Annotated in this window: 15 protein-coding genes; 7 read left to right on the forward strand and 8 right to left on the reverse strand. The window is 60.6% G+C overall.

All coding sequences use genetic code 11. The features are described from left to right. Positions 1 to 338 precede the first annotated feature (338 nt). Both AC50YA_RS21630 and AC50YA_RS21635 read left to right on the forward strand, forming a co-directional pair. Positions 339 to 1,316, forward strand: a complete 978-nt coding sequence (locus AC50YA_RS21630) for a DUF4192 family protein (protein ID WP_494984237.1) — start codon at positions 339 to 341, stop codon at positions 1,314 to 1,316. Positions 1,317 to 1,505: 189 nt separating this feature from the next. Then, the gene (locus tag AC50YA_RS21635) at positions 1,506 to 1,655 is read left to right on the forward strand and encodes a hypothetical protein (protein ID WP_494984238.1); all 150 of its coding nucleotides are present in this window, start codon (positions 1,506 to 1,508) and stop codon (positions 1,653 to 1,655) included. Positions 1,656 to 1,740: 85 nt separating this feature from the next. On the opposite strand, the gene AC50YA_RS21640 is transcribed toward AC50YA_RS21635, so the two are convergent. Beyond that, complete coding sequence (locus AC50YA_RS21640; RefSeq protein ID WP_494984239.1) at positions 1,741 to 1,986, reverse strand: hypothetical protein; 246 nt, start codon at positions 1,984 to 1,986, stop codon at positions 1,741 to 1,743. A gap of 439 nt (positions 1,987 to 2,425) precedes the next feature. Here AC50YA_RS21640 and AC50YA_RS21645 point away from each other — a divergent pair, with 439 nt between their 5' ends. Next, positions 2,426 to 3,595: an ATP-binding protein gene (locus tag AC50YA_RS21645; RefSeq protein WP_494984260.1), complete on the forward strand. Its 1,170-nt coding sequence runs from the start codon at positions 2,426 to 2,428 to the stop codon at positions 3,593 to 3,595. Between the two features lie 322 nt (positions 3,596 to 3,917). On the opposite strand, the gene AC50YA_RS21650 is transcribed toward AC50YA_RS21645, so the two are convergent. The 7 genes from AC50YA_RS21650 to AC50YA_RS21680 form a co-directional block, all read right to left on the reverse strand. Then, positions 3,918 to 4,484: a transposase gene (locus AC50YA_RS21650; RefSeq protein ID WP_494984240.1), complete on the reverse strand. Its 567-nt coding sequence runs from the start codon at positions 4,482 to 4,484 to the stop codon at positions 3,918 to 3,920. Then, entirely contained in the window at positions 4,441 to 5,571 is a 1,131-nt protein-coding gene (locus AC50YA_RS21655) for a glycoside hydrolase 5 family protein (RefSeq protein ID WP_494984241.1), read from the reverse strand. The genes AC50YA_RS21650 and AC50YA_RS21655 overlap by 44 nt, the downstream gene beginning before the upstream one ends. Positions 5,572 to 5,604: 33 nt before the next feature. Next, entirely contained in the window at positions 5,605 to 6,573 is a 969-nt protein-coding gene (locus AC50YA_RS21660) for an ABC transporter permease (protein WP_252564141.1), read from the reverse strand. After that, complete coding sequence (locus AC50YA_RS21665) at positions 6,554 to 8,122, reverse strand: sugar ABC transporter ATP-binding protein (protein ID WP_494984242.1); 1,569 nt, start codon at positions 8,120 to 8,122, stop codon at positions 6,554 to 6,556. The genes AC50YA_RS21660 and AC50YA_RS21665 overlap by 20 nt, the downstream gene beginning before the upstream one ends. A 49-nt stretch (positions 8,123 to 8,171) precedes the next feature. Further along, the gene (locus tag AC50YA_RS21670) at positions 8,172 to 9,338 is read right to left on the reverse strand and encodes a substrate-binding domain-containing protein (protein WP_494984243.1); all 1,167 of its coding nucleotides are present in this window, start codon (positions 9,336 to 9,338) and stop codon (positions 8,172 to 8,174) included. Between the two features lie 447 nt (positions 9,339 to 9,785). Continuing rightward, positions 9,786 to 10,670, reverse strand: a complete 885-nt coding sequence (locus AC50YA_RS21675; protein WP_494984244.1) for an alpha/beta fold hydrolase — start codon at positions 10,668 to 10,670, stop codon at positions 9,786 to 9,788. A 48-nt stretch (positions 10,671 to 10,718) separates the two neighbouring features. After that, positions 10,719 to 11,882, reverse strand: coding sequence for a substrate-binding domain-containing protein (locus AC50YA_RS21680; RefSeq protein ID WP_494984245.1), 1,164 nt, complete (start codon positions 11,880 to 11,882; stop codon positions 10,719 to 10,721). Positions 11,883 to 12,157: 275 nt separating this feature from the next. Here AC50YA_RS21680 and AC50YA_RS21685 point away from each other — a divergent pair, with 275 nt between their 5' ends. The 4 genes from AC50YA_RS21685 to AC50YA_RS21700 all read left to right on the forward strand — a co-directional run bounded on the left by AC50YA_RS21685 (position 12,158) and on the right by AC50YA_RS21700 (position 17,237). Further along, positions 12,158 to 13,354, forward strand: a complete 1,197-nt coding sequence (locus AC50YA_RS21685) for an ROK family protein (RefSeq protein WP_494984246.1) — start codon at positions 12,158 to 12,160, stop codon at positions 13,352 to 13,354. 159 nt (positions 13,355 to 13,513) lie between these two features. Continuing rightward, positions 13,514 to 13,675, forward strand: coding sequence for a hypothetical protein (locus AC50YA_RS21690; RefSeq protein WP_494984247.1), 162 nt, complete (start codon positions 13,514 to 13,516; stop codon positions 13,673 to 13,675). Positions 13,676 to 13,902: 227 nt separating this feature from the next. Further along, complete coding sequence (locus AC50YA_RS21695) at positions 13,903 to 14,493, forward strand: hypothetical protein (protein ID WP_494984248.1); 591 nt, start codon at positions 13,903 to 13,905, stop codon at positions 14,491 to 14,493. A 383-nt stretch (positions 14,494 to 14,876) separates the two neighbouring features. Beyond that, complete coding sequence (locus AC50YA_RS21700) at positions 14,877 to 17,237, forward strand: penicillin acylase family protein (RefSeq protein WP_494984249.1); 2,361 nt, start codon at positions 14,877 to 14,879, stop codon at positions 17,235 to 17,237. Positions 17,238 to 17,254 lie beyond the last annotated feature (17 nt).

Consider the following 17,254-nt stretch of genomic DNA (forward strand, 5'->3'; position numbering starts at 1 on the left):
CACCCAAAGAGACATGATCGCTCAACCGCTCCGGACCCACCGGGGTCACCCATCCACTACGCGCCATGCCGAAAGATTAACACACCCCTGCTAAGTGAACGGCATTGCGTCTAGCCCCTCCTGCGTCGGGGCCTGCGGTGCAGGAAGTTCCCTGCGGCGCTCCTGCGCGCTGATTTCCTCCAGGAATTTCCTGCCCCTTGCCCTGCCGGGTAGACAGGGCTCCGTCGGCCGCCGAGCAAGCGAGCTTGCCAGCAACCAAAAAACGGGGGGAGCGGGGAAGCTGGCCGGTCACCTGAGCCGCCCCACCCACCGAAATCCTCTGCAAAAGGAGCAACACCATGATTGAAAAACTGAACCTCACCGGTCCCGCTGACCTGCTGGCGACCATCCCGCACCTGTTGGGGATAACGCCCTCGGAATCGTTCGTGGTCCTCACCGCCCATGCCGGTGCCCTCGGCGCGACCTTGCGGGTGGACGCGCCCGAACACGTCGAGCCGCTGAACTACGCGCAGACGCTGACCAGCCACGCAACCAACGATGAAAAGGCCACGGCGTCCTACATCGTCGTCTACACCGACGAGGATCAGGACAGCTACCCCTACGCCGCGCACGTCGCCGCGCTGGCGAACGAGCTGGCCGCAGCCCGGATGCCCGTGCGGAACGTCTGGCTCGTGACTTCGAACTACTGGACAGAGTTCGGCACGGACGAACAGCACCCGCTGGAACAGATCACCGACAGCCAAGCCAACGCGGCACTGACCTACTTCGGCAGCGCTACGGACGTCGACGTCTACAACCCCGCACTCCTGGGCACCTGGGCAATGCGGGTGGAAGCACCTGCGGGCAGCGAAGAGGACATCGAGGACGCATGCGCCGCATGGGCCGCCGTGCTGGACAGCACCGAAGGCCCCGACCAAGAGACCACCCGGAACATCGCCGCGGCGTTCCAACACAAAATGGTCAGGGACTTCCTGTTCCGGGAGACCATCACCACCCACAACGGCGACTTCGCTGACGTCATGCTCGGGAAGTTCACCGGACGACCGGACTGGGACCGGGTGGACCGCGCCGAAGCCACTGCCTTCGAACTGATGAAAGCAGTCCCCGCAGGCCAGCGCGCACCGATGCTGACCCTGATGGGGTGGCTGGAATGGCTCAAAGGCAACGGCACCCAAGCGGACCGCTACCTGAAGCACGCGGCCTCTGACGTACCAGGGTTCCGGCTGGCCGTACTGCTGCGGGAACTGATCAACCGCGGATCAGTCGCAGATGTCGCCCGCGACCCTGAAACCTCCTACAAGCGCTGCATCATCTAAACGGAAAGGGCCGGGTCCGGATCACCAAACGATCTGGGCCGGCCTTTTCCCGGTGGCGGGGCGGCCTCCCCCGCTTCGCTCCTCCGGCCGTCTGACGCTCGCGCGGGCGCAGCCGGGAAACCCAGCAAGCGTGTAGAAACCACGGCTACAGTGAACCCACGAACACTGCACCGACCAGGAAGCGTGAGCATGGGAACCGAATACACCCTGACCGAAGACGACAAGCCGGACGCCGACCCCAGCCTGGCCGAAGACGTCATCGAAATTCGTCTGCTCACTGCCGGCGAACCAACCGGTCCCGTCGATACCGGCTGGGCCCAGGAACACCACAACCTCTAAACACCAGGCAGCGAGACGCTGCGCACCCAAATTTCCTTTGCAGAGGGAAACGGCGAAAGGCCGGCGCTTCGGTGCCGGCCTTTCCTCATGTCCGCGCTTGTTCGGCGACCCGGCGCCACAACACGAATGCCGCCAGGGCATTCAGGACGGCGATGAAGACATCGCCCGCAGCCGGCCGGGCGATCACGAGATCGAGGACCACCAGCGCCAGCGCTCCAGCTGCGGCAACTGTGAACACCACAGCGAAAATCCGCAGGATCCGCGGAGATTCCATCCCAGCACCGTGCCGCGCACGGCCCGGGCGGCCATCACGCGGGGCCAAGTCAGTCATGCCCTCAGCCTACTCAGGAAGGGCATGCTCGCAGGGCTCGCACCCTTTTGGGCGTCCGCTGGCGCGGCCGGCGGTTGGGTCCAGTGCTGTCCGTCGCAGGGCTCCGGCCCGCCCTGGCCCGTGTCTACGTCTTCGACGTTTTTTGGTTGCTGTCCTCCGGATTCTAGGCGTCCGCTCCACCCCGTCTAGCCCCTGGCCCCAGCCCGCGCAAGACGAGTATGTTTTCGGCCGGCTCTAAACCAGGTCGAGTTACACTCGGGTTTTCGAAATGACTCTGTCCGTGCCTTTAACACCAGCCGCAACATTCTCACGCCGGCGTAGTCACCCCTGGGACGGGGAGGTGGCGTCCGCGGAACGGCCGGCTCGGAAACTCTACAAAAATATAAGCAAGTCTGGTGATTTGCTAGACTTCTGTAGATTTCGATAGAGATGAGGCTTGATGGACCCGGTACTAAATCCATACTCTCCCGGAGCAGGGCGTAAACCGGCTGCTCTCGTCGGACGGGATCAGCCCCGGTCAAATTGGAAGGTCGCGCTGGACCGGGTGGAAATTGGTCGATCAGCCCAGCCGTTCGTTCTCTACGGGCTGCGCGGCGTCGGGAAGACAGTTCTGCTGTCGGATTTTCGGCGGGCGGCGGACCATCGTGGATGGCTTGTCGCCCAGGTTGAGGCAGGTGCGGGTAAATCGTTGCGAGAGGCGCTGGGTGAGGCCCTGCACGCTTCACTGGCCGATCTCGCCCGCCCCTCCGCGGGGCGGCGTCTAATTAGGGCTCTCAAGACGGCGCTCAGTTTTAAGGCGTCCTACGACCCGGCCGGAACATGGAACTTCGGGCTCGACCTGTCTGGCGCCTCAGGCGGTGGGGCAGACACAGGTGTTCTGGAAACAGACCTCCGCAAGCTTATCCACGACCTGGCCGCCGCAGCGGAAGAGGAAGGGGTCGGTCTGGCAATTCTGATTGATGAAGCGCAGGATCTTAAGCCATCGGAGCGGGTGGCCATTTGCGCGATTGCGCATGCGGCCGCGCAGGACGACTGGCGCGTGCTCTTTGCCCTGGCCGGTCTGCCAAGCCTTCCCCGGGTCCTCGCCGAAGCAAAGTCCTACGCTGAGAGGTTCAACTACGAGAAGGTCGAAGAGCTCCGTGGCGCGCTTGCCTCGGACGCATTGACAAAGCCGGCGGCCGACGACGGTGTCGACTGGGAGCAGTCGGCTGTCGCGCTCATTGTCGACGAAAGCGCAGGGTATCCGTACTTCCTGCAGCAATTTGGCCAAGATACCTGGAACGCGGCCGCCGGCTCAAAAATTACCTACGCCGATGCCCGGGTCGGGGCGGCCAACGGGAGGGCGGCACTCGATAGCGGATTTTTCCGCGCCCGTTGGGATCGTGCCACCCGGGCAGAACAGGGTTACCTGCGCGCGATGGCCGAAGACGGAGACAACGGCAGTTCCTCGGGCGAAATCGCTGCCCGGCTTGGTCGGAGTGCGGCCAGCTTTGGCCCCATCCGGGCGAGCCTGATCGGGAAAGGTCTCGTGTACGCCCCGGAACACGGTGTCATAGCTTTTACCGTTCCCGGGATGGCAGGATTCATCACCCGGCAGCCGGGCTCTTAGCTTAGTCACCGGCAAGCGCGCTTCGACTGCGGTCGACGGCGGCGGACCCGCCGATGTATGCGACCCCGCAATCAGCGGAGCATCTGCCGCGACTGCCGGCCTTTCGCTACTCGTGATGCCTGTTGACGGGATCTCTACTCAACGCTCCAGCGGGCCACACTGCGGGAAGGGAAGCGGCCCAGCCGCAAGCACAACCGGGGCAGGAAATGGGAGGCCGTTCCCCCTGTGTGCTGCGCCGGGGACAACGCACCAAAGATGAACTTCCGGAAGGAGGACGCGGAAGGGGTGCACATGAGGCGACCCGGACCTGTCACCTCATGCTTCAGGTTCGACGGGACAGGTGACGAAACGACTTTGGTTCGACGGTTTCGAAAGCACTCAGGTCACCGCCGGTGTTGGCCAGAAACGTGGCGCCCGGCACGGGCCCGAATCCGGGCATGCTCAGCAGGATCTCCGCATCGATGCTGTTGATCTGCTCGGCCAGACGAACGACCAGGGCCGAGCCTGTGCTCTGGGTTGGCAGGACTGTGTGCTGGGCGTTCGCGGCGTCGACGGCTTTTACTGCCATGGCGGCGCTGTTCCGGCAGCCACGTTTCCTCAGCCATCCCGTGAGCCGGGTCAGTCCGATCCGGCGGATGCCCTCCGGGGTTTGGTAGCCGCCCAGGAGGATCAGGGGCGCCTTCTTGGAGTAGTCGAACGCCCGCTCGAGTGCCGGGAAATATTCCAGCAGTGTGGCCCGGAGGCGGTTTATGGACCGGACCCGGTCACAGATCAGGTCGGTGCGGCGGGCGGTGAGCAGGCGCAGGTTACTTTGATTTCTTGCATCTCTTGTATCGCTTTCTGTATCAGCGTTCGCCGACGGCTGCTTGAGCCTTCTCGTTTGCCTCACGGATCTGGTCTGTCATGTCTGTGTAGAACTCGTCGTTGGGGTCCTTGACGCCCCAGCCGCGGCCGAGATTTTCGATGTAGCCGCACCAGTGCCATCCGATGATCCACGGTTCGGCGGCGACTCGAGCCAAGCCGTTGGCGTAGTCTGCACCGCGTTCGGCCTGGGTCTCCATATCGCTCGTGCGGTGCGGGTTCATCTCCGTGGGGACCCAGTTGCCGATGTCTGCGATCACGACCGGCTTGCCCGTGAGCTCGTGCCAACCACGGAGGTCTTCAATCATCGTGGAGTACTCTTCGTCGGACTTTCCGGTGAAGTACTGGACGGAAAGAACATCGATGAAAGGGACCATTGCGCGCAGGGCTGCTTCTGGGATGCCTTTATTGCCGTTGTACCGGTCCCCGAGGATCAGGTGGTTGGGGTCGTAGCGCCGGATGGCCTCGGTGATTGTTTTGTAGTACTGCGTGGCCACGTCGAACAGTTTATGATCGTGTTCTTCTTGCGTCAGGCCCTCGAATCCGGGCCAGAATCTGCCGGCAGCGTGGGGCAGCCAAGCGGGAATGTCAACGAGAAAGTAACCGATGAGGTTCGTGCTGTTCTTGTGATCGGACACCATGCGGCGGGCTATCCAGTCGGCATACTTCTGGAAGTCTTCGCCAAAGACGTCCCTGAACGCCGGGTGGCCGTTCCAGTCTTCAATCTCTTGCGCACGGATCTGCACAACGTACGGGAATCCGGAGTCAAGTAGATGCTGGTCCGGCCACGGGGAGGAGTGGCCCAGATCGACCGGGTCGCCGAACCAGTCCAGCGCTTGCCCCCATCCGCCGCTGATGTACTGGGAGGTCCAACCGATGGTATTGAAGTTCAGTTCTTGCAGATCCCGGACAACTCCCTTGGTCCAGGCTTCGCGTGTGCCGTACTTGCGCTCGAAGATTTCTACGTTGTGCGGGTAGCGAAGGTCAGAGTCGTCCAGGTGGTTGAGCGCGAGAGAGATGAACGGCTTGCCCTGGGGGTCGATGAAGCTCCAGGCTCCGGTCTCGTTCTGACCTACCTGAAAGAACGAACGGGGTGCCGATGTATTTGATGACATTGCTGGTGATTTCCCTTCGATTTCTTGGCGCTGTTACTTCTTGCTGAGCGAAACGGCAGCGATGATGATGAGTCCCTTGATGATCTGCTGGACCGAGGAATCCACGCCCATGAGTACAAGGCCGTTGTTCATCATGCCGATGATCAGGGAGCCTGCGAGGGCGCCGATAATGGTGCCGCGCCCACCGAAGAGGCTCACGCCGCCAAGGATCACTGCCGCGATGACGTCAAGTTCGAGCCCGACGCCGACGTCGGGACGTGCCGCGTGGGCTATTCCGGTGAAAAGGAGGGAGGACAGTCCGACGAGCCCGCCGGTGATGACAAAGGAAAGGATGATTGTGCGCTGGGTGTTTACGCCCGTGAAGCGGGCTGCCTGGGGGTTGCCTCCGGTGGCGAAGACCCGCAGGCCGAAGACGCTCTTATGGAGGATTATGACCCCGAGGGCAACGATTACCACCGTCCAGACGACGGCTATTGGAATTCCAAGGATGTTGCTGTCACCGAAGATGCTGAAGAACGGACGATTAGCGATGAGCACAGGTCGCGTATCTGTGATGATCAAGGCGATTCCGCGTGCAACACCAAGCATGCCCAACGTTACGAGGAAGCTGGGCACCCCTAATTTGACGGTAAGTAAGCCGTTGATGAATCCAAATATCACTCCCACCGCAATGGCGGCCAGCGCTCCCAGGAGCCAGAAGTTGGAGATGTACTGCAGGGCCAGGCCGGAAACCATTCCACACAGGGCGAAAACGCTGCCTACTGAGAGGTCGATCTGTGCGTTGACGATGACAAAGGTCACACCGACGGCGATGATCGACACGATGGCTGTCTGTCGGCCGACGTTGGCGAAGTTCTGGGCGCTGAAGAACACCGGAGAGGCGATCGAGAAGAACGCCACCAACGCCACCAGTGCGATGTAGACAAAATATTCGCGGATGAAATTTCCCGCTGATCTGCCGCTCCACAGCGGCCGCACAAATCTAATATTGGTCGCGCTCATGGCTCTCTAGAACCCTCTCGTTGAGTCTTGAATAGATATATTGATCAGTCGTATCGCTTGTTACTTTTTCCGGCTCGCTCATCGAGGTGGACGTCATGAAGTAGATTTCGTCGCAAAGTTCCTGAAGCTCGACGAAGTCCGACGAGGTAACAACAATTGCGGCCCCCTCTTCTGCGAAGCGATGAATCACCCGGTAGATTTCCTGCCTCGCCGCCACGTCGACGCCCTGTGTCGGCTCGTCCAGGAGAAGCACCTGCATCCCTGGTTGCATCCATTTGGCGAAGACGACCTTCTGCTGGTTTCCGCCGGACAGGGACTGTACAGGGCTGTCGATGGAGCTCGTCTTCACCTGGAGCGTGTCCACCAGTCCGTGAATCAGTGTGCGCGCGGCCTTGTTGTCGACCAGCCCGCCTTTACGCAAGGCCTTGTAGTGGGCGAGCGTTAGGTTACGTTGGATTGAGTGCTGCAGGATTATGCCGGACCGGTGCCGGTCCTCGGGCACCAGTGCGACCCCTGCATGCAATGCTTCCCACGGGTGCTTAAAACGCACGAAACGACCATCGAGCGTGATCTCTCCTGCTGTGCCCCGGCGCACACCTCCGATCGTTTCCAGCAGCTCTGTCCGCCCCGTTCCGATCAGACCGGCGATGCCGACAATCTGACCGGCAGAAGCCGTGAAGCTGATGTTGGAGAACCGGTCGCCCGCCAGACTTGAAACCTGCAGTTTCGGCCCGGACGACGAAGTGGTCGTCAGCTCCGGGTGCGTGTAGCGGTCGAAATCCTCCTTCGCCGGGCCGGGCTCATCCGGCTCGGTCCCAGTGATTTCGCGGACCAGAGATTGCATCTCCATGTCGGCTACGTCCGCCGTAAGTACTTTCCGCCCGTCTCGGATGATCGTCACGCGATCGGCGAGTTCGAACACTTCGGTCAGGCGGTGAGTAACGTAGATAATGCCCACGCCGGATTTTTGGATGTCCCGGATGCTCTTGAAAAGCAGCAGTTGGTCCGCTTTAGTCAGGGTGGATGTGGGCTCGTCGAGCACGAGCACGCGGGCGTCACGGTGTATGGCTTTGGCGATCTCAACGAGTTGCCGCGATGCCACCGAGAGGTTTTCGACCAGTTCTTCCGGGGGCAGATGAAGGCCGAGGCTGTCGGTGAGTTCCTTCGCGATGCTGTTCATTTTCTTCTTCTGAACGAGTCCGAGCGCGTTACGGATTTCGTTGCCGAGGAAAATGTTCTGAGCCACCGAGAGGGACGGAACGAGGCTCAATTCCTGAAAGACGGTCGCGATGTCAGAGTGGGAGCGTTCCCTCCCGTCGACCTCAACCGTTCCTTCGTCTTGGGGCTGCACCCCGTCAAGGATCTTGATGAGTGTCGACTTACCGGCTCCATTGGGGCCGAGAAGGGCATGGACTTCACCCGCCCGCAACTCAAAGTCGACGTCCTTGAGAGCGTATATTCCGTTGAATGCTTTACTTACTCCCTGGGCTACGAGAACGGTTTCACCTGCGGGGTGTTCGACTGGAATCGCTTCGGCGTGAGCATTCATGCCCTTATCCTTCCTGTAGTCCGCGTACGGTTTCTGGTCATTTGAATTGCTAGCCGCAGATGCCTGAAGACTTGCAGGCGTCGAGGACTTCCTGTGGCGGCTTCGTGTGGAAGATCGACTCATAGCTCTCAAGCAGGTTGCCGGGAGTCACAGCCACCGGGGGAAGGGCAACCCAGGCAGGGACCTTGTTCCCGATGAGTGCGTTGGCCGCGGCCAGCGCTTCCGCTACTCCCTGGTCATACGGCTGTTGGGCACCGATCGCTTTGATGTATCCGCCGCTGGCCAATTCCACCGCAACCTCTGTTCCCAGGTCGATGGTGGTGATAGGGATGTTCACGCCCGCGTTCCGGAGGGAAGCAACGGATTGCATTGCCGGGGAGTCCCAGATGACGAACAGGCCCTTGACGTCCGGGTTGGCGGTCATGAAGTTGGCAGCAACGGGCCCGACCGCGTTGGTGTCTGTGAAACTGACGGTCTTTACCTTGACGTCGGGGCGGTTTTGTTTGAACCACTCCTTGACACGCAGGGTGCGTTGGTTCGTAGTGTAAAAGTCCACACCGTAATCCACGATCCCGGCGGCGCCGTTTTGCGGAATGTACTTGGAGAGCCCCGCAGCCGCAATTTCGCCGTTGCCCTGATTATCCGGAGCAACCACAGCCTGGTAGTCGGCAGGATATGTCAGGCCGGACGCCGGCATGTGGATGAAGATCAGTTTGATGCCGGCAGCCGCAACCTTTTTATACGTCGCGGCTGTGGCCACATCGTCCGTAGGGATGCTGATGATGGCATCAGGCTTCTTCGTGATGAGGTTTTCAAGGTCAGAGATCTGCTGCTGGACTTTGAACTTCGCATCGGTCACGCCGACGACCTGCACGCCGAGGCCGGTGAGTGTTTTCTGAATGCCTTCGATGGTCAAACGGGACCAGTCGATGTCCATGGTGTTCATCGAGATGCCCACAGAGAACTTTCCGTCAGCGACCTTCTTTTTGTCCGCGTCGCTGAGTTGGAGTTTGTCGACGAGGGCTGGTTCCTCACCGTTCTTTCCCTTGCCGACGATGCCGGCCGGGGCGATCGATGCGGCATCTACCACGACAGCTTTCCCGTCGGAAGCGCTTGATGTGCCGTCGGAGGCGTCGGACGAGCATCCTGAAAGGAGGAGCGCGAAGGCGGTGAGCAGACCTGCGCCTGCGGCAATGCTCTTCTTACTGCGTGTCATGATCCGTGTTTTCCTTCTCTTGTGGGCAGGCCTGGTGCGGGATGCGCATTACCCGGTGAAATCCCGGTGTGGGTTGGGTAAAAAGATTCTTGAGGTCATTCCTACTGATTTCGGCTGCCTCTCGAGGATGGCCGTCATAGTAATCAAGTTCCACCATGAGTCAGCTGTCGTAGTCTGCTTTCCGAATGGCCCCGACAATGCCCGGGAAACGGCCATGTCGCCGTTGGTGCGATAATCACATCCCTGACGCTGGTGACGCCGCCTGGGGCGCCTACGACGCCGCCCAGGCAATAGCCGGATAGCCGACTTTCGTCGCAACCTCCACGGAGAGAGGACACAGACTGGGCCGCGTCACTGCCAATGGCCCGGAATGGGGTCAGGCCGTGGTTCGAGGTGTTGCGGGCGCAGAGCCGCCGATTGCTGCTCCGTTCTGTGCCCGAGCGGAAGTTATTCGCGACCGAAGAAGTCCAGGTAGGCTGCCGCCAGGGCCTCAGGGTCTTCTTCTGCAAGCTGGTGCCCCCACGGCAGGATGACTCCGCGAACGTCTTCAGCGACTTCTCGCATCTGCCGCTCGTTGTCTGCGCCGATAAAGTACTCGCTTCCGACGGCCAGCACGGGCATTTTAAGTTTTGTCGTTGCTGACTCGCGGTTCTGATCAGCATCATCGAGTGTTGCGCGGTAAATCGCGAGCATGCTCCTCAATCCACCAGGCGACGAGTAGCAGCGCACGTACTCGTCCAGAGCGTCAGGGGTGATGGCCTGCGGGTTGTGTGTTTCATGTTTGATGAAGTAATTGAAGTACTCCCGTTCCTTACCTGTGATCAACAGTTCCGGGAAGTCAGGGACGCTGTAGAAGTTGATGTGCCAGAGCCAGACATAGGTGCTGACGTTTTCACGGGTGAGGAAGGAGTAATCTTCGAGCCCGAATCCGGGGAGGATCATCTCCTGGTATACGAGCTTCTTGACCCGCTCAGGGTACTGAGCTGCGACCTGGTAGGCGGTCGAAGCCCCCCAGTCTTCTCCGACGAGGTTGAAGGTCTCGTATCCGAGGTGTGTGGCCAGCTGTGCGATGTCCTCTGCCATATTCTTCATGTCGAACCCGTCCTGCGGGTGCTCCGAATCGCCGAGGCCCCGAAGGTCTGGGGCGATGACCGTGTAGTACGGGGTCAGCAGCGGGATGACGCGGCGCCAGTGGTAGGAGGTCTTCGGCACCCCGTGCAGCAGAAACAGCGGTTCACCTTCACCGGCGATTGTGTAATGCAGCCGCACACCGTTGACGAATGCTCTACCGTGCTTAGCGGGTACTCCGTTGTGGTCCTGAATGATTTCCACGATTACTACTCCTTTGTTGTGCTTGTGGTCAGTACAGTGGGGCAGCGATTATTTGCTGCCGTTAGTGGCTTGGCTGGCTTTGACGAGCTCAGCAGGAGGGTCCTGGTGGTAGACCTGTTTCCAGGCATCCAGGACGTTGTTCTGGAGCACCGGAACCGAAGGAAAGGCAACCCAGTTAGGGACGCTGCCGCCCAGAAGAACCTTGATGGCCATATCTGCTTCAGCAAGCCCCTGGTCGTAGGGCACCTGAGCGCCTAGGGCTTTGATATTTCCGCCTGTTGCCAGATCCATGGCAACGTCGGATGCAATATTGACTGCGGTGATCGGGACGTTTTTGCCCTGGGCGCGCAACGCCTGGTCAATACCCACGGCGGGGACTTCCCATTCCGTGAACATTCCCTGCACATCAGGGTTGGCGGTGAGGAAGTTTCCGGCGTCCTTCCCGGAGTTCGCGGGATCGAGGAATTCGGTGGTCTTGATCTTTATATCGGATCGGTTCGCCTTCATCCAATCAACGAATCCCTTCATGCGTTCCTTAGTCACGAAGAAATCGACACCGAAGTCCAGCACGCCGACTGTGCCGCCTTTCGGGATGAACTTGGCGAGGGCCTGAGCGCAGACTGCGCCGTTTCCCTGGTTGTCGGAGGACACCATGCCCTGGTAGTCGTCGGGATACTTAAGTCCCTTGGGGACGTTGTCCATCATGATCAGCTTGATACCCGCGGCGCCAATCTTGCGGTAGGCCTCGGCTGTTGCCGTGTCATCAACGGGGATGCTGATAATGGCGTCAGGCTTCAGCTGGATCATGTTCTCGATGCCGGAAACCTGCTTGGTGACATCAAAGTTGGGGTCAACAACACCGATCACTTCTGCGTTGTATTCCTTGAGCCGGTTCTTGATCGCCCGTACCTGCTCGGTCGACCATTCGATGTTCATGGTCTGCATCACAATGCCCACGCGGAACTTGCGTTCCCTTGCCTTAGCTACTTCGTCGTCAGTCAGTTTGATCTGATCGAGAGTGCCTGACTTGACGCCGTTCGGACCCAGGCCGACTATTCCGCTGGGTATGAGCTCTTTGGCGGTGACGTTGGCCAGCGGGTCTCCCGATCCGGTGGACCCGGCACCACCGGATCCAGTGTCCGAGCTACATCCGGTGAGTAGTGAAGTGATTGACGCCAATGCGACCACAGCGACTGCGGCTGATCTTCTCATGTTCTAATTCCCTTTCAGGCGGTCTACGTTGACCAGGACCGTTGCCTCTCCCTGTCCCGGGCCGGGGACCCTTGGAACTCCTTAGGCAGCTTATGACGAATATCGTCATTAGCTGGAAGCGTATCGGCTTCTTATGTGAGATGCAACACTTTATGTTGTGTGGGAGGCGCCTTTTCTCCATTGCTGTCGATGAAAGTTGCTGTAGTGTCGATCTATCCCAAGGAGTTTGGTGAGTACGCATCGCGGACCGACTGCCGCCTCAAGAAAGGATCATGATGACCGGCAACATCCCCCCTGGCCTGGGCGCCAGCGAATTGTTCCAGCTACTGCGCGACGGTGTACCGCGCACCCGGAGCCAATTGGCGGCTTCCACAGGAGTGGCACGATCGACGATAGCTCTGAGGCTCGACGAGCTTCTCAGTCTCGGCATGGTCTCACCGGTCGGAGAGACTTCTTCCACAGGCGGCCGTCCGTCCGCCCTGGTTGCGATGAACCCAGGAGCACGCGTCGTCATAGCTGCCCAGTTCGGGGCAACCCAGGGTACTGTCGCCCTGATCGACGTTGGATCGACCGTCATCTCCGAGCACAAGGAGACGTTGGATATAGGCGTAGGACCAGTACCAGTACTTAATTGGTTCCTCGATGTGGCCGAGCGGCTACTGTATGAAGCGGGAAGACCAGAAAGCGACCTCGTGGCGATCGGGATCGGCCTCCCCGGGCCGGTTGAACATGAAAGCGGACGTCCGAAAAATCCGCCAATCATGCCCGGCTGGCACAACTTCGATGTACCGGCGTTCGTGCGTTCCCGCTTCGAGGTTCCAGTCCTCGTCGACAACGATGTCAATGTCATGGCGCTGGGAGAAAGAGCCGTCGCCGGCCCGGAAGCCGACTTTATGATCCTCGTAAAGGTCTCGACCGGTATCGGCTCCGGGATCATTAGCGAAGGGCAGTTGCAAAGAGGAGCACGGGGTACGGCCGGCGACCTCGGCCATATCCAACTCGCTGCCCACGACGACGCCCTATGTGCCTGTGGAAACTTCGGCTGCTTAGAGGCAATCGCCGGAGGCAGCGCCATTGCCACAAAACTGCGTGACCAGGGTCTCGATACACACTCCGTTCAAGACATCGTGACCGCAGCCATATCTGGAAATATGCTCGCCATACAAGCCCTTCGTCAAGCGGGGCGGGATATCGGAGAGGTTCTCACCACCTGCGTAACACTTTTCAACCCCTCGCTGATAAGCATTGGCGGCTCACTTACCAATGCAGGGGAACACCTCATTGCTGGCATCCGGGAGGTCGTGTATGCACGGTCTAAACCCATCGCGGCCGAGCACCTCTCAATCAACCGTTCAAAAGCCGGCGAAAAAGCGGGAGTTCTCGGCGCAGGGATCATGGCCATCGACTGCGCGCTGTCGCCTGAGGGGATCAACAGGATGTCAGAACGAAGCGGCGCCAACGCCGCCGTGTAGTGCAAGCCTGGACACCAGTTGATTGAGTCCGTTGGGGTTTTCGAGGCGGGCGTCCGCAGTGGATCCTGAGGCGGGGGACTTCAGGGTTCTTGCCTTCGATCCAGACGACCGGCACCTCCGTCCGCGTGACTTCGATTGGACGCTTCCCGGCCACGCCGCATGACCACGGTGGGGCGCCCCCGCCGTCGGCCGCCGGACTGCCGTGCCAAGGCGCGCTTCCACTGGGCATCCGGCCAGTCCGACGGCCCGGACAACCTCCCCGCCACAGCCGCAGAACTGCCGGACCAGGACCGGAAGCCCTACCCGGGCTGGACGGACTAACAGCTCCGGAGGTGTCCCGGCCACCACTGGCCGGACACCCTCACGGCCACACAAAACCCGTTGACAACATCATTGAGATTCCTCCGGATTATCGTGCCCGCTCCGGCCCCATCCAGCCCCTCCTTCGTCGGCCCCATCCAGCCCCTCCTTCGTCGGGGCCTGCGGCCCGCACAATCAGCCTCCGGCGCTCCTTCGTCGCTTATTTCCTCCCGCCGACTGCACGTCCCTTGCCCTGCGGGTGGACAGGGCCTCCGTCGGGCACAGCTACGCAAGCTTCGCCAGCAGGCAAAAAACAACGGGGGGAGAGGGGAAGCTGGCCGGTCACCTACCGCACCCCCGCCCACCGAATCCTCAGCAAAGGACGAAAACACCATGAACGAACCACCACAGCAGAGGTCATTACGGCCGACACCGGCGAGACCATCCCCGGCGCACTGGTCTTCGGAGACTTCCACTTCGGCGACGGCTACGACTGGATCGAGAGCATCAACGAAGACGGCTGGGCAGCGATCCCGAACTGGGGGAGCGAAGGCCGGGACCTGGGCCAGTGGCCCTACGTCATCGTCGCCGCGACCCGCACCGCCGACAGGATCGGCAACCTCTTCGGCGTCGCCACCTACTGCGAGGGCGACGTGACCTGCCGGTACTTCCGCACCAAGCGCGCGCAGTGGGAAGCGATCACCGAGCAGGCGTTCTTCTCGTGGAAGAACGGGCAGGCCCACGGCCCGGCCGACCTTCCGGCGGCCGCCGCTGAACTGCCCAGCCGCGACCGCGCACCGTACCACGGCTCAGTCCTGTTCAATTGGTGTTACCTATAGGGAAACCTTGTTGAACCACAGTATTTAAAGTGATGTTACAGCGGCTCGTCCGCAATGTTAAATCGGCGTTACGCCGCTCCGGGAGGGCAGGGGAGCAGGCCGCAGGGGCGAATTAACCAATCCTTGGGGCAGGTCAGGGAGTCAACAAAACCGGGGGCAGTCCCTGATCATTACCGAACGGCTAGCTCTGTACTCGCCGTTCGGCTAGTACAGAACTAGCCGGAACATGGCCCCATCTTTAGCCTCATGAAGCCGTTGCTTTACGGCCTACTTGGAACACACCCCGAGCAATGTTGGTCGATGGAGTACCCGGGTGCACCTGGCCGCTCCGATCGGCATTTCCTCAGCGCAAATCAGCTAAGACCATGACCAGGAGATGCGATATGTCCGCACCGATTGACACAGAAACAACCCAGGAAACCATAGACCTCCCCGGATTGACGGCTCCCGCCGAGATCATCGTTGACCGGTGGGGCGTGCCTCACATCTACGCTTCGAACACCTACGACGCCTTCCGCGTCCAGGGTTTCAACGCCGCTCGGGACCGCCTTTGGCAGATCGATTTCTGGCGGCGTCGGGGTCTGGGCCGGCTCTCGAGCGTGTTCGGGGCGGTCTACGCGGAACGCGACCGGGCCGCTCGGCTCTTCCTGTACCGAGGCGACATGCATCATGACTGGCTCTCCTACGGTTCGGATACGAAGCGTGCGACGACGGCGTTCGTCGAGGGCATTAACGCCTATATTCAGCTCACGCGTGACGACGAGAGCCTTTTGCCGGCCGAGTTCAAGGAACTGGGGTATGAGCCTGAATTTTGGCAGCCGTCCGATGTATCGAGGATCCGCAGCCACGGACTCTTCTACAATGTCCGGGAAAAGGTGGCGCGTGCGCTGACCATCCGTGACCATGGTGCTGACGTGGAAGAGCTGCGCCGCCGTCGCCAGCCCTTTAACGAATTAACCGTTCCCGAGGGACTCGACTTTTCGTTGATTCCTGATGACATTCTCGCCGTTTACGATTTGGCCACCACACCTCCGCCGTTCGCTGCGCCTGATCCCGATGCGGCGCAGGGGAAGGTTTTGCCTGAGGGAAGCAACAACTGGGTGATCACCGGCAGCCGCACCGCAACGGGTCGGCCTCTTCTCGCGAACGATCCGCACCGTGCGGCCGCCGCGCTTCCGGGCCTTCGCTATCTTGCCCACCTTCACGCCCCCGGCTTTGACGTCATCGGTGGGGGCGAGCCCGGTCTTCCCGGGATCAGCATCGGGCACAACGGCCATATCGCCTTCGGACTGACGATCTTCGCCATTGACCAGGAGGAGCTGTACATCTACGAGCTGAACCCTGAAAATCCGCGGGAATACCTCTATCAGGACCGCTGGGAACCGATGCGTGTCGAACGTGAGGTAGTTGAAGTAAAGGACGGTGACGACGTTGAAGTGGAGCTGGTCTTCACCCGTCACGGACCTGTTATTCGTATCGATGAAGCCGCCGGGACGGCGTTCGCTATACGAGCCGCGTGGCTGGAACCGGGCATGGCGCCGTATCTGGGGAGTATGGACTACATGCGGGCCCAGAACTGGGACGAGTTCCTCGGGGCAATGAACCGCTGGGGCGCACCTCCGGAAAACCAAGTCTATGCGGACACCGACGGCAACATCGGCTGGAAGACCGGCGGCCTTACTCCCATTCGCACGAACTGGGACGGTACGTTGCCGGTCCCGGGCGATGGACGCTACGAGTGGTCCGGGTTCTACGATATGGACCAGCTTCCCGGTGACTTCAATCCGGAGCAGGGATGGATTGCCACAGCAAACGAGATGAACCTCCCCGAGGATTTTCCCAAGGACCGGCACATCACTTATGACTGGTACGCGCCTTACCGCCGGCACCGCATCGATGAGGTCCTTGAGACGATGACGGAGGCCACTGTTGAGGACATGGTTGAGCTCCAGAGCGACTACCTCAGCATCCCGGCACGACGCATACTCGACGCAGTGCGGGCGTTGCCCTTCACGGACGCGGCAGCGGTGGACGGCCTGGACAGCCTTCTGACTTGGGACAACAAGCTTTCCCCGGACTCGGGTGCCGCGGCCCTCTTCGAAGTCTGGTACCGCAGGCATCTGCGTCCCGCGATCATAGCGAAAGCCGTCAGCGAATCGACCGGCCAGGCGGAGAATCCGGAAGTCCTGCTGCGGATTGCCAACAAGGAAGACCTCCTGGCAGACGCACGCATCGACCTTGAACTCATGGAAGACCCGGGAAGTCGCCTGGGAGCGGATCCGCTCACCTTTCTGGTCGAGACAGTGACGACGACTCTTCCTGCGGCCCTTGAAGACCTGGAGAAGCTGCTGGGGCCGGATAGGCAGAATTGGACCTGGGGCCAGCTCCACGTTGCCCGTGCCGTCCACCCCCTCAGTCCAATCCTCACCGGGATTGACCGGGAGAAACTGAGCGCAGGCCCGCTGCCGCGTGGAGGCAGTGGAGACACCGTGGGCAACACCGCCTACGGCCCGAACTTTGTGCAGAGCGCAGGGTCAACCTTCAGGGTGGCCATCGACGTCGGCAACTGGGACGCCTCGCTGGCAATGAATGCACCCGGACAGTCGGGCAACCTGAATAGCCCGCATTATACGGACCTCTTCGAACCATGGTCACGCGGAGAAGCGTTCCCCCTGCTCTACTCGCGGGCAAGCATTGAAGCCGCGGCAGAACACATAATCCACCTCACACCGATCACCAACTAAGAAACACGAAAGGAAAG

The organism is Pseudarthrobacter sp. RHLT3-21 (assembly GCF_059383495.1).